Origin of the sequence: Haemophilus sp. oral taxon 036 (genome assembly GCF_002998595.1) — a bacterium.
Classification (GTDB): domain Bacteria; phylum Pseudomonadota; class Gammaproteobacteria; order Enterobacterales; family Pasteurellaceae; genus Haemophilus; species Haemophilus haemolyticus_K.
On sequence record NZ_CP027235.1, the window covers coordinates 122923 to 137999 of the forward strand.

The following is a 15077-nucleotide window of genomic DNA, read 5'->3' on the forward strand; positions in this document are numbered from 1 at the left end:
ATCTTGAATTGGTAAAGGCATTTGTTTTAAGGAAGAAAAACAAAAGGAAAAATTATGCACGAATTGTCTCTTTGTCAAAATATGCTGGAAATAGTAGAACAACAATGCAAGAGTCACGATATAAAAAAAGTTACGGATCTTTGGCTAGAAATTGGCGCGCTCTCTTGTGTAGAACCTGATGCATTAGAATTTTGTTTTGATATAACCTTTCAAGGTACGGCTGCTGAAGGCTGTAAACTTCATCTAATTCCTATTGCAGCGCAAGCCTGGTGTTGGCAATGTCAAAAATTAGTTGAGATACAAGCTCATCATGATTCTTGTCCAAATTGTGGCAGCATACATTTGCAACGACAAAGCGGTGATGAGTTACGTATTAAAGAAATTGCCTTTGAATAAACCACTCTTTTTACATTTCTAATATTCTTACCTACATCATATTTCATTAGACATAAAAAAGGACAGGCATAAAGCCTGTCCTCATCATGATAAATATTATTAAGCCACAAGTGCGGTTTCTTTTAAACGAGATTTGAGCTTAGTATATTCAGTGACAACATAGTGCTCAGCCCAACGTTGATCTTCAATTTTTTCGATACGCACTGCGCTGTATTTATATTCCGGAGTACGAGATCCCGGATTTAAATGTTCAGCGGTGAGTTCGTTACATTTTCCGATCCACCATTGGTAAGTCATATAACACGCACCTTTGTTAGTACGAGAACTTACATCAGCACGAGATATCACTTTACCACGAGATGAAGAAATCCAAACAAGCTCATTATTCTTAATGCCTAAAGCTTTCGCATCTTGATCGTTCATTTGAACAAATCCTGGCTCATCAGCCAACGCAGCAAGTGCACGGCAGTTACCCGTCATTGAACGGCAAGAATAGTGACCAACTTCACGTACGGTAGAAAGGACTAATGGATATTCTTCAGAAACTTCTTCCATTGGTGGTTCCCAGTCGCAAGCAAAGAACTCTGCTTTACCATTTGGACGGTCGAAGATTTGACCTTCATATAAGTATGTAGTACCTTGATCTTCAGGGCCTTCATCCGTACATGGCCATTGAATATAACCCAAGCCTTCCATTTTTTCGTAAGTTGCACCTTTATAAATTGGGCAAAGCTCACGCAACTCATCCCAAATTTCTTTGGTGTTGTTGTAATGCATTGGATAACCCAAAGCTTGTGCCATAAGACTGATGATTTCCCAGTCGTCTTTCACATCACCCACAGGATCCACCGCTTTATAGAAACGTTGGAAACCACGGTCAGCCGCACTATAAACACCTTCGTGTTCAGCACAAGATGTTGCTGGTAAAATCACATCCGCTTCCGCTGCCGTTTGAGTCATAAAGATATCTTGAACAATAATAAACTCAAGATCTTTAAAGGTTTGTTTCATTGCATTCAAATCAGGTTCAGTTTGTAAAGTATCTTCACCCATAATATAGAATGCTTTGAGTTTACCTTCTGCCACAGCATGTGGCACTTCACTCAATGGTACACCTGGTTTGGTTGGAATAGACGGTACGCCCCATGCTTTCGCAAATTTAGCGTTGATTTCTGGATCCGCATAACTTTGATAACCAGGTAAAGTATTATATAAAGCCCCCATGTCACATGCGCCTTGTACGTTGTTTTGCCCACGCACAGGATTTACACCAACATTTGGTTTACCTAAGTTACCAGTAAGCATTGCCAAGCTTGCCAACGCACGTACAGTTTCCACACCTTGACGGAACTGACATACCCCCATACCCCAAAGAATTGTCGCAGTTTCAGCTTTCGCATAAGTGCGGGCAATTTCTCTCAACATTTCAGGCTCAATGCCAGTGATATGTTGAGTTGATTCAGGTGTATAAGCTTTTACAGTTTCATAGAACGCATCGAAATTTTCGGTATGTTCATCGATGAATTTTTGATCTTGTAATCCTTCTTCAAGAATCACGTTCATCATTGCATTCAAAAATGCGACGTTGCTACCATTGGCAAGAGGCGCATAAATATCAGCAATACGAGCGGTTTCAATTTTACGAGGATCACAAACAATAATCTTCGCCCCTTTTGCTTTTGCGTGGTTAATACGACGCGCCACAATAGGGTGAGACGTTGAGGCATTATAGCCAAAGATAAATACGCATTTAGTGTCTTCAATCTCAACAATTGAGTTGGACATCGCGCCGTTACCGACCGATTTGAGCAGACCTGTTACAGAAGGGCCGTGTCATACGCGCGCACAACAGTCAATATTGTTATTGCCTAATACCGCACGAGCAAATTTTTGCATAACGAAATTCACTTCGTTACCTGGTCCACGAGAAGAACCCGTTACCATAATTGACTCGTTGCCATATTTTTCTCTAATTTCTTGTAAACGTTTTGCAGAATAGGAAATAGCTTCTTCCCAGCTCACTGGCGTGAACGGCTCGCCACGTTTGTAGCGAATCATCGGTTGAGTTAGGCGAGGAGTGAGGATTTTTGTATCATGCACAAAATCCCAGCCATAATATCCTTTCAGGCAAAGCTCCCGTTCGTTTGTTTTACCGTTTGCACCTTCAGCACCCACAATTTTGTTGTTTTCAACCAATAGATTGATCTTACAACCTGAAGCGCAATACGGACAGACAGTAATCACTTTTTTAATTGCCATAATAATGTCCTTATTGTAGATAACCAGAATGAATTAATCATTCCGAGTAATATAATACGACTAAATAAGAAAAATAGTCTTATTAATTTTATGGTTTTCTTGATATAGAACAGGTTTTAAGTAATTTTTTAGAATATTTAAAACAAGTAAAAAAATAGCCGCACTTTATGCGGCTATTTTTATATAACATTGGAAATAAATATATTTATTTTCCCCAGACCTCTTCAGCAATGTCACGGATAAACTCTAGTTTTTTCCATTGTTGTTCTTCAGTTAAAATATTGCCTTCTTCTGTAGAAGCAAAACCACATTGAGGGCTTAAACAAAGCTGATTAATATCGACATATTGTGTTGCTTCCTTAATGCGTGCAATAATTTCATCACGATTCTCTAAGTCACCTGATTTGGATGTCACTAATCCTAGAACAACTTGCTGATTTTTAATAAAACGTAACGGTTTAAAATCACCCGCACGATCACTATCATATTCTAAGAAGAAACCATCTACATTACAGTGACCAAATAAGATTTCTGCTATAGGTTCATAACCACCAGCAGAGAACCAAGTAGAACGGAAATTACCTCGACAAATATGCATTGTAATGGCTAGATCAGCTGGTTTAGCCGCAACAATTTTATTAATCATATAGACATAATCTTTTGCGATTTGATCAAGATCTAAACCTCGCTCTGTATAGGCCTTGCGTTTATCTTCAGCACAAAACTCACCCCAACTTGTATCATCCAATTGCAAATTGCGACAGCCTGCAGCATAGAAGATATTCATTGCTTTAATATAAGCATCAGCAATATCATCAAGTAATAATTGATTATTATCTTGATAACGCGCAATAGGATGATAATCTGTTTCACGTACTGTACAAATTAAATGCAACATGGAAGGAGAAGGAATGGTTAATTTTACTTCTGTTTCACCTGAAATTTTTTGTAAAGCACGATAATGTGCTATGAATGGATGATTCTCAGAAAAATCAATTTTATCAACAATACGTAAAGTTTTTGGGCGGACACTATGATGCTTAAATTGTACAGAAAATTTTTCTACATCCACTTCTTTTACACCATCTAAAGCGGCTAAGAAGTCAAGATGCCAGAAAGTTCGACGAAACTCCCCATCTGTTACAGCAGATAATCCCACTGACTTTTGATGCTCAACTAATTTGGAAATTTCACTATCTTCTACTTGAGTTAAGTCGGCGCAAGAAATGTCGCCACAGCTACATTGATGGCGTGCTTGTTTTAATGTTTCTGGGCGTAAGAAGCTCCCGACAATATCAAAACGATAAGGGGCTTGAGTTCGAGTTTTGGCATTTGGAAATAATTTGCTCATGATGCTTTCCTATAATTAAATTTTAAATAAAGTGTGATCGATTCTAACAAAGAATATATAGCGATTGAAGTTTTAGCCATCTAGATGTATATGAATTTTATTTATGGTTTTAAAAAATAAATTTCATATAAATCATTGAAAGCAGATTCTTACAATATTAAAAATACCGCACTTTCATGCGGTATTCACAAAATTAATGGCTACTTAATACTTGGGCTGGTTGTAATTTAGCGGCCCTACTTGCTGGATAAAGACTAGCAATTAAACTCAATGCAAGCGCGGCAACTAAAACCATCAAAACATCCAACCAATGTAACTCGCTTGGCAAAAAATCGACAAAATACACATCGCCCGATAACAATTTCTTACCGATAACCCACTCAATGCCTTGAATAAAGGTTGTAAGATTTAATGCAAGTATAATGCCTAACACAATACCAATTAAGCAACCTTTCATTCCTGCCTGTAAGCCATACCAAATAAAAATACGTTTAATGAACGCATTATTCGCCCCAAGCGTACGCATAATGGCTATATCGCCCTGCTTATCTTTTACCGCCATAATCAGCGTAGAAACAATATTAAAACATGCTACCCCAATCACGAGTACCATGGCAATGTACATCACTGTTCGAATAAGTTGAATATCGCGATACATATAACCAAATTTACCAATCCAGTTTTGAATATAAAGCATCTGCGGATAATCATTAAGCATAGATAAATCCAGATTTTTCACAGAAAAAGGATCATCTAATTTCAATTCAACACCTGTTATTTGATCAGATTTATAAGTCAAAAATTCTTGTGCTTGAGCAAGCGGCAATAAGGCATAACTATAATCAAGTTGTCCATCTAAACGCAAAATTGCAGTGACTTGCACGCGTTCACGAGTTGGTTGAGCAAGTTGTTCCTCGCCGTTTTGCTGAGAAATAAGTAAGGTAACCCAATCACCCGCTTTTACATCGAGTTCTCTAGCAATACCTGATCCCAAGACTAATCCACCTTCTTTCCCAAATTTATCCCAGCCTTGCTCTTGTACGAAATTACCAAGAGAGCTCACGCGATCTTCTGCTTGTTTTTCAATGCCCTTCACCTGAACCACTTTCAGTTTTGAGCCATTTTCTACCAATGCAGTAAAACTAACAAAAGGGGAAATACCTTTAATTTGGGCATTTTGTTGTAAGCGTTTTTCTAAATTTTGCCAATGGTGAATGGTTGGCTCCGTCGCATTGGGCGCAGATAAAATCTCTGCGTGGGGAACTACAGCAAGAATTCGTTGATTAAGCTCACGCTCAAAACCATTCATCGCGCTTAAGCCAACAATTAAAACGGCAACACCCAGCGCAATACCGATAGCTGAAAATTTTGCAATTAACGCAACCAAAGGATTTTTCTGCTTGCCACGTTGATAACGCCAACTAATGAAAAAAGGCGTATTCATTATGCACCTTCCTTCAAAATACCGTCTTGCATGACTAAACGACGTGATAATTTTTCAGCAAGCCCCATATCGTGAGTGACTAATAAAAAAGCGATATTTTGCTCTTGATTAAGTTGTTGAATGAGTTCAAATATGCTTTCTGTGGTCTTGTGGTCAAGATTCCCTGTGGGCTCATCCGCTAAAACTAACGATGGATTATTCACTAAAGCACGTGCAATGGCGACGCGCTGACGTTCCCCTCCAGAAAGCGCAGAAGGGCGATGCATAATTCTATGACTTAAGCCTACCGCACTTAGCATTTTTTCGGCACGATCTTTTGCTTCTGTTTTATTCTGATGACCAATCAACATCGGCATCATCACATTTTCAAGTGCGGTAAAATCCGCCATTAAATGATGGAATTGATACACAAATCCTAAATAACGATTACGCAAAGCAGCTAATTCATTAGCTGATGCTTTTTGTAAGGATTGTCCATTAATAAACACTTCCCCACTACTTGGCTGATCAAGTCCCCCTAAAGTATGCAATAACGTACTTTTCCCTGAACCAGAACTCCCCACAATCGCAACCAACTCTGCGGGTTCCATAGAAAAAGAAACGCCTTTTAACACTTGCGTTTGATTTTCGCCTTCTTGATAAAATTTATTGATGTTTTCGCATTTTAATAAATAGTTATTCATTTTTTACTCGTTTTAACCGCACTTTAGCAGCAAATCATCTCATTAAAAACTTGCGCGAGTCTATCACACTTTTCTTTGAGCTTAAATTTCAATGCGCCCAAAGTATTCAAATCCCGTTTCAGGAAAATATTTTTTAAGATAACGTTTTAAATAGCCTTGTGTCTCTTCACTAATAATTGGATCGTATTCCGGATAACCGTTATACATCACGCTTAGCACTGACACACCATGAGAACGACAGGCATCTAAACTTAATAATGTGTGGTTAATACTACCTAATTTTCCCGATGTCACTAAAATCAAAGGGTAATTATTTGACTGGATATAATCTAACGTCGTCGCATCGTCACAATAAGGCACCATTAATCCACCAGCGCCCTCCAACAATACATAATCATATTTTTCTACCAAAAGTGCGGTAGATTTTTCAATAATTTTTTCATTAATTTCTCGCCCCTCGAGCTTTGCCGCTAAATGAGGAGAACAAGGATATTCAAAAAGATAAGGGCAGGTGTCGCCTTGTAAATCTTCTTCCGTCAAACCAATGCCTTGAATCTTTCGATGTACAAGCAAATCATCAGCGATATTTTTACAGCCTGTTTGAATCATTTTTTGTGTAATAACGGAAAAGCCTTGTTCCATCAACTTTTTAGCATAAATACCTGTTGCAACCGTTTTACCTACATCGGTATCAATGCCCGATACAAAAATAACCTTGCCCATAAATACGCCTTACTAATTTCCAGCACGAGAATAACGTGCGATAAAAAACAATGGATGATAAGTTAACCGCACTTTACCCGATGGCAAACTAAAAGCCCGCAAGTAATCATCAATAAATTTGTTGAGATTTTTTCTTGTCCAATTTTTCTGGTTAGTCGCTGTTACACCAGTATATTTCAGATGTTTGAGTACATCCAATGGCGTATCAAAGTCTAGTATTACATTAAAATCGTCACACCATAAAAGCTCAAAATCATTGGCTAACCAATTTTGCCATTGAGATAAATTCGGATAACTTAACCCCACATTCGTCATTTGGCGAATCTCTTTTAAATTATCTTTACCAAAGGTCGTCATCGCCAATAAACCATTAGGTTTCAATCCTGTTTTACAATGGGAAATAAAATTGTCAGGATGATGGAACCACTGCACCGCTGATGCACTTGCAATCAAGTCAAACCCTCGTTGAAAAGGAAAGTTTTCCGCATCGCCACAAGAAAAATCAAAAGGTTGAATCAGCTTTTCAGCGAGTAGAGAGCACACATCGCACAAATCATTAAATAACCAATAATTGGCTGAAATCTGTTTTTGCAACAATGAACTCAACATACCAGACCCGCAACCAAGCTCCAAAACACTATCTAGTGGCCCATTTGGTAAATAGTCTTGCAAATGCGTCATTAACTTAATATTCATTTTCTGTTGAATTAACGCATGTTCATCATAGCTATTTAAGGCTTTTTGAAAGGCTTGTTGAATGCGCAATTTATCTACAGAAGTTAATGATTCCATAATGCAGACCAGTGGCTAAATCTTGAAAACACATAATGCTCACCCTCTATTTCCTGAACAGCACAACGCGATGCCCAATATTGGTGCTGATTAGCTGGCATAAAAATTTTATCGCGAGAACTAATCCATGCATTTGTCCAGTGAATAAGATCGGTGCGTTTATCCTGCTGAATCATCGCAAAAAGAGCGGTGAGTTCTTGATGAATTTCGTTAAATGGTCGTGCAGAAAATTGTTGATAACGTTCAAAAGATACTTTGTCACCACAGATTCTACGTTCAAACTTTAAACGAGTATTTTCTGCGAGATTCTCTAGCGTACCTTTAAAAATAGCGTAGGGAATACCGAAGCAATCATCACAAGGTAAACCTGTGCCATTCACTGCTGTTGCAGATTGTAAGGTGATTCCTTGTAATACTCGCTCTGCCACCCAAACACCCATTGACCATGCCACTACACGAATTTGCTGATAGGCAGAAAAATCAAAATCTAACGTCAAATCTTGATAATCGTAGCAAATTAATAAATCATGATCTGTTGGCAAAATCAAATGAGCCACAGCATCAAGAGGTGTTCCCCAGCCAGCAAAATAAACTATTAAATGCTCACCTTGATGATCATAAAATTTCGTTTTCACATTATTTCCTTATAAGCATGCCACAAACTGCTTTACTTCATCCATTGTCATATCTGCCGTTAAAGACAATCGTATTCTGGATGTACCTTTCGGTACTGTCGGAGGTCTAATCGGCAAGCAATAATAACCTTGCTCTTGCAGATCTTTCGCCTTAGCAAGGGTTGCATCGTTCTCGCCTAAAATATAAGGAACGATGCAAGTTTGGCTTGGCATTATTTGCGTTCTATGCTCCACTTCTTGGCGTAAAAATGCACTTAACTGCTCAAGATGCGTTCTTTCTTTTGAAAGTTGTGGTAATCGTTCAAAAATAAAATGAGTCCATGCCACATTAAATGGCGGAAGTGCGGTTGAAAAAATCAATGGACGCATTTGATTAATCAAACACTCTTTTAATATTTGATCACAGACGACATAAGCGCCCATTGAAGCTAAGGCTTTGCCAAAAGTGCCGACCAATAAATCTATATCAGCTATCACATTAGCTCGTTCGGCAATACCTAATCCGTTTTTACCATAAACGCCTATTGCATGGGCTTCATCCACATAAAGATAAGTATTGGGAAACTGTTTTTTCAGTTGCACAAGATTTTTTAAATCAGCTACATCACCATCCATACTAAAAACCGATTCCGTCACAATAAAAGTGCGGTCAAATTTTCCAGCATTTTTTTCGAGCAGATTCTTTAGATGTTCATAATCATTATGACGATAACGAAAGAACTCACATTGGCTTAAACGAATGCCATCAATCATACTGGCATGCACTAATTTATCTGCCAAAATTAAACTTTTTGTTGTCGTCAACGCCGGTAAAATACCAAGATTGGCGTGATAGCCACTGTTAAATAATAAAGCGCTTTCTCGTTGGAAACGTTGAGCAATGAGCTGCTCAAGATCGGTATAAATAGGAAAATTTCCCGTTAATAAACGAGACGAAGAACTGGTAAAAGAAGGGAAATTATCGCCATATTGCTGTAAAAAAGACTGGCGCAAGTTTTCATTCGATGCCAAACCTAAATAATCATTAGATGACATATTCAACATTTTGCGATTTTCTCGCGTAATATATCGTCCTTGATGAACTAAATCTGGAATTGAACGATATTGATTTTGTGCACAAAGCTGTTCCAGTTGCTGTTTGAAAGCATCCATTTTTTATCCTAATGTTCATATTCCTGAATTAAAGCCAGAATCATGCCTTCCGTTAATTTCTGAAGTTCATCATCTTTAATCACAAATGGTGGCATAACATAAACCAATTTTCCGAAAGGCCGAATCCAAACACCTTGTTCCACAAAACGTGGGACTAAAGTTTTCATATTTACCGCACTTTTCATTTCAACCACCCCAATCGCCCCTAATACGCGAACTTCTTTGACGTAATCTTTTCCAGCTAAAGGCAAAAGCTGTTGTTTTAAGGAATGCTCAATTCGCTGAATATTTTGCTGCCAAGGACTTTCCAATAATAGACGAATAGATTCTGCCGCAATTGCACAAGCCAATGGATTTGCCATAAAAGTGGGCCCGTGCATAAAGCATTTAGCCTCACCGCGACAAATAGTTTGCGCAATTTCAGTGGTCGTAATGGTTGCCGATAAAGTTAAATAACCACCGGTTAAGGCTTTACCGATACACATAATATCTGGCGAAATCCCAGCATGCTCGGCAGCAAATAATTTCCCTGTGCGGCCAAAACCAGTGGCAATTTCATCAAAAATTAGCAATACACCATATTGTTTACAAAGCGCTTGTGCTTTCACTAAATAAGTTGGCGAATAAAAATACATACCGCCCGCACCTTGCACTACTGGCTCTAAAATAAGTGCGGCGATTTCGCTACCTTTTTTCTTAAGTAAATCAGCTAAAGGTTCAATCTCACAATCATTCCAAGATGCATTAAATGGAATATTAGGTTGAGGAAGAAAATATTGTACTGGCAGGCTATGATGAAATAAATGATGCATACCTGTGGTTGGATCACACACCGACATCGCATTCCAAGTATCGCCATGATAACCCGAACGGATGGTGGCGAATTTTTGTCGTTGTACTTCCCCTTTAGCGTGCTGATATTGAATAGCCATTTTCATCGCTACTTCCACAGCAACAGAACCACTATCAGCAAAAAAGATCTTATCTAATCCATTTGGCAAAATTTGTACCAATAATTGGGCTAATTCCACCGCGGGCTCATGGGTAAAACCGCCAAACATAATATGGCTCATTTTTGCCAACTGATTCTGTGCAGCCGCATTTAAACGAGGATGATTATAACCATGCAACGCTGCCCACCAAGAAGACATGCCATCAATCAAACGACGACCATCTTTTAAGGTTATCATCACGCCATCAGCACGTTCTACCGCATAAAGCGGTATATCAGAAGAAACTGAAGAATAAGGATGCCAAATATGTTGTGTATCAAAAGCTAAAAGTGATTGTTCATCCATCATTCATTTACCATTAAAAACTTATTCGTATCGCAAGGCAGCGGCAGGTTCTACTTTCGCAGCTCGATAAGCGGGATAAAGTGTAGAAAGTAAAGAAAGCAACAAGGAAAATCCAACGACAAAAATCATTTGAACAAAGGATAATTCTGTCGGTAAAAAAACACCTTGTGGATTTACCGCACTTACAATCTCTGTTAAGTTCAAGGTGACTAAAACACCTAAAATAGCACCGAGCAATGTGCCAACAAATCCCACCAGTAATCCTTGATAAATAAACACTGAACGCACTTGGGATTTTGTTAAGCCCTGAGTTTGCAAGATCGCAATTTCCCCTTGTTTATCCACCACCATCAAACTTAAAGAGGTGACGATATTGGAAATCGCCACAACAATGATCAAACTAATCAGCAATCCCATCATATTTTTTTCCATTCTCACCGCTTGGAAAAATTCACCTTTTTGGACACGCCAATCCGTGATTTTTTGTGTTGAGAAATGTTGTGGGAGCTCTGTAATTTGGAACGGATCATTCAAAAATAAACGATAACCCTGCGCTTGCTGCGGTTGAATACGCATTAAGCGACCAATATCTGTAATATTAGCAAAGGCTTCATAACCCGATGCTTCGCCATAATCATAATAAATATCGCTAACAGTAAATAAACGCTGCATTGGCACGCGACCGAATGGTGTATATTGGCTATTTTCCGTAATCATCAAACGGATTTTATCTCCAACATTCACGCCCAACTTTTGCGCCAGTTGATCACCAATGACCAGTTTAAATTCACCAGTCGGTAAAATTTCATTAAATTTATCCTGATCAAAAGATTCAACCAAAGGATCATCAGAAAATGATTGAATACCAATGATTTGTCCTGCACTCACGCCTTTTGTCGTTTGATAAATCACATTTGTTGTATTGATCGGCACGGCTTTTTGGACAAAGTACGGTAAATTTTCTAATGTTTTTTCTGTAGAAATAGGCTGTTCTTCACTCACAATCGCGTGAGGAATGGAAGATAGCACCTGTTGTTTTTGGTAACCTTCTAATCCATTCATCACAGAAAGCACGATGATCAATGCCATCACACCTAGCACAATCCCTAGGCTTGCAAGATTAGTCACTAATCGTCCAAAACGATCCGCACTTTTCGCACGCCAATAACGTAGTGCAATATAAAGAGAAATAGGAAAATTCATTATTTTTGATTTAATTGTTGTACAAATTCTTCGATATTTTGCATTACTTTGCCAACTAATGTTGTCACTGCACTATCACTCGCCCAAGCAATATGCGGGGTGATAATTAAATTAGACATAGTTTTTGCAGCTAAAATTAATGGGTTATCTTTTTCTGGTGGCTCTTTTACCATTACATCCAAAACCGCTCCGCCTAAATGCCCCGTTTTTAACGCATCAACTAAGGCAAATTCATCAATCAAAGGCCCACGCCCTGTATTAATCAAAAATGCACCTTTTTTCATTTGGGATAAGGTTTCTGTATTGATTAAATTCTTTGTTGTTTCAGTTAATGGGCAATGCAAAGTTACAATATCTGCTTGTTTTAATACCTCATCAAAGGGCGTATAACCTTCACGACAAACAGTGGCATCTTTATGTTCTGCATAAAGCACCTTCATTCCCACTGCATTCGCTAAACGCCCAACTTCTGTCCCTAAGCAACCTTTACCAAATACGCCCAATGTCGAACCGCGCACATCTGTAATAGAGTAATCAAAATAACAAAATTGTTTACTTTCCGCCCATTTTGCTTCCGTTTGATCGCGTAACCAACCTGCCAAACTGTGTTTTAAAGAAAAAATCAGACCGATGACGTGTTCTGGCACGGTTGTACTGGAATAACCTGTCACATTACGCACGGTGATTCCCATTTCTTCTGCAGCCACAAGATCAACATTATTTGTACCAGTTGCAGTAATTGCAATTAACTTTAACTTAGGTAATTGTTTTAACGTTTCTCGATCAAAAATAACTTTGCTCGTAATAACAATATCAGCATCTTTCGCTCGTTCAATCGTTTGTGAAGAAGAAGTATGCTCATATTCAATCCAAGTATGCGCAAAACTTGGACGAGGAATAGGGATATGCTTCGGGATAGCCGTACTATCTAAAAAGACGATATTCATCATTTCTACTTTTATATACAAAGTGATCTGCCCCCCAAAAGTTGGACAGGTTAGTTAACTTAAATATTGAGCTCGGTATTACACTGGACTCAATCCTTTGAAAGCAAGTTTAATTCGTTTTTGGTTGTAATACACTAAATATTCTTCAATTTCAGCCTGTAATTTAGCGATTGAGTGATAAGTCCGAGAGTGGGGTGCAGATCACTTAAGCCGATTATTTATCTAATTGAACAGGAAGAAATAAGCTTAATGGACGTTTTTTTACAATTTGACAAACTTCATACCAAATTGGCCACCAGCTATCAATTTCCGCATTCAAAGAACGCAGTGCAACCCAAAGCGTTAATGAAAAACTGACAATTAAATTAACTAAACCAATCAACAATACAAAACCAATGCATTGTAAAAGCAATGAATAGGTGAATTGTCCGCTCACAGCAATATAGCCTACATTCGCAGATGAAAATGCCACATGACGAATATCTAACGGAAGGTGCATTAAGTAACCTACCACACCCGTAATACCAAGCAGCATACCAAAGCAAAGGTTACCGATAAGCGAGCCATAATTCTCATGCATATAATTAGCAAATTTAACGCGAGATTTCTCAGACATTAATTTTTTCAATAACGGATGTTGGGTTAAACGAATACGCATATTCAAATAATTGCTGCGGTTATCAAAATAGCCTGAAATAATCCCTGAGCAGAATAACCACACCCCCGCAATGGCTGCAAACCATAAGGTTCCCGCAAAAGGATCAATGCTATGCAACTGATAAGCAATTTGATCAGCATTCATCAATGGCTCACCTGTTTTATATTGGTAACCAAACGCAATCAATGCGGCTAAGCCCATCGCAATGAGGACATTACCTAGCACCGCAATACTTTGAGAGCGAAATACATCCACTAATAATTGAGCTAATTTCATATTGACGCTTTTACCTTGAGGCGTTTTCTCAACAGCCTCAGCAAAACGGGCTGCAGTCATGGCAGGCTGTTTCGTCGCTACCGTAAAATGCAACATAAAGATCACCATAAAACCTAAGCCGTAATTTAAGCCTTCGGCAAGCCCTTTCCAGACTTTGTCATCAATAATGCTGCCTAGATAGATTTTAAATAGCGCCATCAGTGCAATTAATACACCACCACCTGCCGCAGAATAAAACATTGCCCAATACTCTTTTTTATCTCGAGTAATGTAATGCTCGCCGTGATCGCCCGCATTTTGGGTAATGCTACGTGAAATTAATCTAGAGCTTTGTTTCCATAATCGGGTAATGCTATGTTTTTCTGCTGCTGTGCGGGCAAAACAGCCAGTTAATAACAATATTCGGCGTGGTAAATAGCGATTTGAAACAAAAATCGCCATCAAGATTTCTAATCGTTCTAAGGTCTGAGAAAGACGCTCCAATAAATAAGCCGTATTTAAAGAAGAGCCCACCACTGCTCCACGTTTTTGCAAACGCTCAACCAATTTTTTACATTGGTTAAACATTACCTGTAAATGGCTATCATCAAAAACGGTTGATTGGCGGTGCGCCTGTAACCAATTCACCACTTCATGGTGCAATGCCACAAAAGGGGAATCTGCATTCAACAGAGAAGGCTCCATTCGCATCAGCTCAGGATCCATATCTTCAGCAGCAATCCAAATTGAAAGCATCTCAATGGCAAATAACCCTTCACTTTCAATATGATTTTTTAAACGCTCACGATCTTTTTGTTCTGTACAACGGGTTAAGACGCCAAATACACCTCGCCACGTTTTTAAAGGAACAGCATCAATCCAGCGTGCATCATTTTTATCTCTAAATAATAAATAAAAAATATCACGTAAATCATTAATATCTTTAAAAGAGGGGTTAAAACGCTCATAAATACGTGTTTTCATCTCCTGTCCAAAACCGCCACGTGTAAGGATACCGCTACTAATAAACAAGGGGTAAAGGCGTAAACCACATAACCAACCACATAATAATTTCGAAACAGAACAGCCTAATTCTTTATCGTTCTTTAAGATAAACTTAAACAAATGCAAGGTCGGAGCAATTTTTTCTGTGGGGCTGCTACGTAATAATTGGCACAAGCCCTCCACGAGACCAAAGGCATCGTTTTCCGCCACTTTGTTACGTAAAAATTGCGGTAAGGTATCGATTTTAATCATGAGCTTCCCCCTCATATCGTTTAT

The 15077-nt window shown here is 38.6% G+C and carries 13 protein-coding genes; 1 reads left to right on the forward strand and 12 read right to left on the reverse strand.

Translation table 11 applies throughout. The features are described from left to right. The first annotated feature begins 54 nt into the window (after positions 1–54). Positions 55–396: a hydrogenase maturation nickel metallochaperone HypA gene (gene hypA / locus C3V42_RS00625; RefSeq protein WP_005633520.1), complete on the forward strand. Its 342-nt coding sequence runs from the start codon at positions 55–57 to the stop codon at positions 394–396. A 99-nt stretch (positions 397–495) separates the two neighbouring features. On the opposite strand, the gene fdhF is transcribed toward hypA, so the two are convergent. From fdhF to C3V42_RS00690, 12 genes are all read right to left on the reverse strand, one after another. After that, a complete protein-coding gene (gene fdhF, locus C3V42_RS00630; RefSeq protein WP_080351508.1) occupies positions 496–2649 on the reverse strand; it encodes a formate dehydrogenase subunit alpha in 2154 nt (717 codons plus the stop codon). A 211-nt stretch (positions 2650–2860) separates the two neighbouring features. Beyond that, positions 2861–4006, reverse strand: coding sequence for a 5-methyltetrahydropteroyltriglutamate--homocysteine S-methyltransferase (locus C3V42_RS00635; RefSeq protein WP_106013292.1), 1146 nt, complete (start codon positions 4004–4006; stop codon positions 2861–2863). Between the two features lie 193 nt (positions 4007–4199). Continuing rightward, positions 4200–5450: a lipoprotein-releasing ABC transporter permease subunit LolE gene (gene lolE, locus C3V42_RS00640; RefSeq protein ID WP_106013293.1), complete on the reverse strand. Its 1251-nt coding sequence runs from the start codon at positions 5448–5450 to the stop codon at positions 4200–4202. Continuing rightward, positions 5450–6133, reverse strand: coding sequence for a lipoprotein-releasing ABC transporter ATP-binding protein LolD (lolD, locus tag C3V42_RS00645; protein ID WP_106013294.1), 684 nt, complete (start codon positions 6131–6133; stop codon positions 5450–5452). Before lolD ends, lolE begins: the two co-directional genes overlap by 1 nt. Before the next feature lie 81 nt (positions 6134–6214). Further along, positions 6215–6856 carry a dethiobiotin synthase gene (gene bioD, locus C3V42_RS00650; RefSeq protein ID WP_106013295.1) on the reverse strand — a complete coding sequence of 214 codons (642 nt, stop codon included), beginning with the start codon at positions 6854–6856 and terminating at the stop codon, positions 6215–6217. Positions 6857–6868: 12 nt separating this feature from the next. Next, entirely contained in the window at positions 6869–7648 is a 780-nt protein-coding gene (gene bioC / locus C3V42_RS00655) for a malonyl-ACP O-methyltransferase BioC (RefSeq protein WP_106013296.1), read from the reverse strand. Continuing rightward, the gene (locus C3V42_RS00660) at positions 7636–8283 is read right to left on the reverse strand and encodes a DUF452 family protein (protein ID WP_106013297.1); all 648 of its coding nucleotides are present in this window, start codon (positions 8281–8283) and stop codon (positions 7636–7638) included. Before C3V42_RS00660 ends, bioC begins: the two co-directional genes overlap by 13 nt. Before the next feature lie 9 nt (positions 8284–8292). Beyond that, positions 8293–9435, reverse strand: coding sequence for an 8-amino-7-oxononanoate synthase (gene bioF, locus C3V42_RS00665; RefSeq protein WP_106013298.1), 1143 nt, complete (start codon positions 9433–9435; stop codon positions 8293–8295). Between the two features lie 8 nt (positions 9436–9443). Then, the gene (gene bioA, locus C3V42_RS00670; protein WP_164994243.1) at positions 9444–10733 is read right to left on the reverse strand and encodes an adenosylmethionine--8-amino-7-oxononanoate transaminase; all 1290 of its coding nucleotides are present in this window, start codon (positions 10731–10733) and stop codon (positions 9444–9446) included. Positions 10734–10754: 21 nt separating this feature from the next. Continuing rightward, on the reverse strand, positions 10755–11936 hold the full coding sequence (locus tag C3V42_RS00675) for a lipoprotein-releasing ABC transporter permease subunit (protein WP_106013300.1): 1182 nt from the start codon (positions 11934–11936) through the stop codon (positions 10755–10757). After that, positions 11936–12883: a 2-hydroxyacid dehydrogenase gene (locus C3V42_RS00680; RefSeq protein WP_106013301.1), complete on the reverse strand. Its 948-nt coding sequence runs from the start codon at positions 12881–12883 to the stop codon at positions 11936–11938. The genes C3V42_RS00675 and C3V42_RS00680 overlap by 1 nt, the downstream gene beginning before the upstream one ends. Before the next feature lie 214 nt (positions 12884–13097). Continuing rightward, complete coding sequence (locus C3V42_RS00690; protein WP_106013302.1) at positions 13098–15053, reverse strand: recombinase; 1956 nt, start codon at positions 15051–15053, stop codon at positions 13098–13100. Positions 15054–15077: the final 24 nt, after the last annotated feature.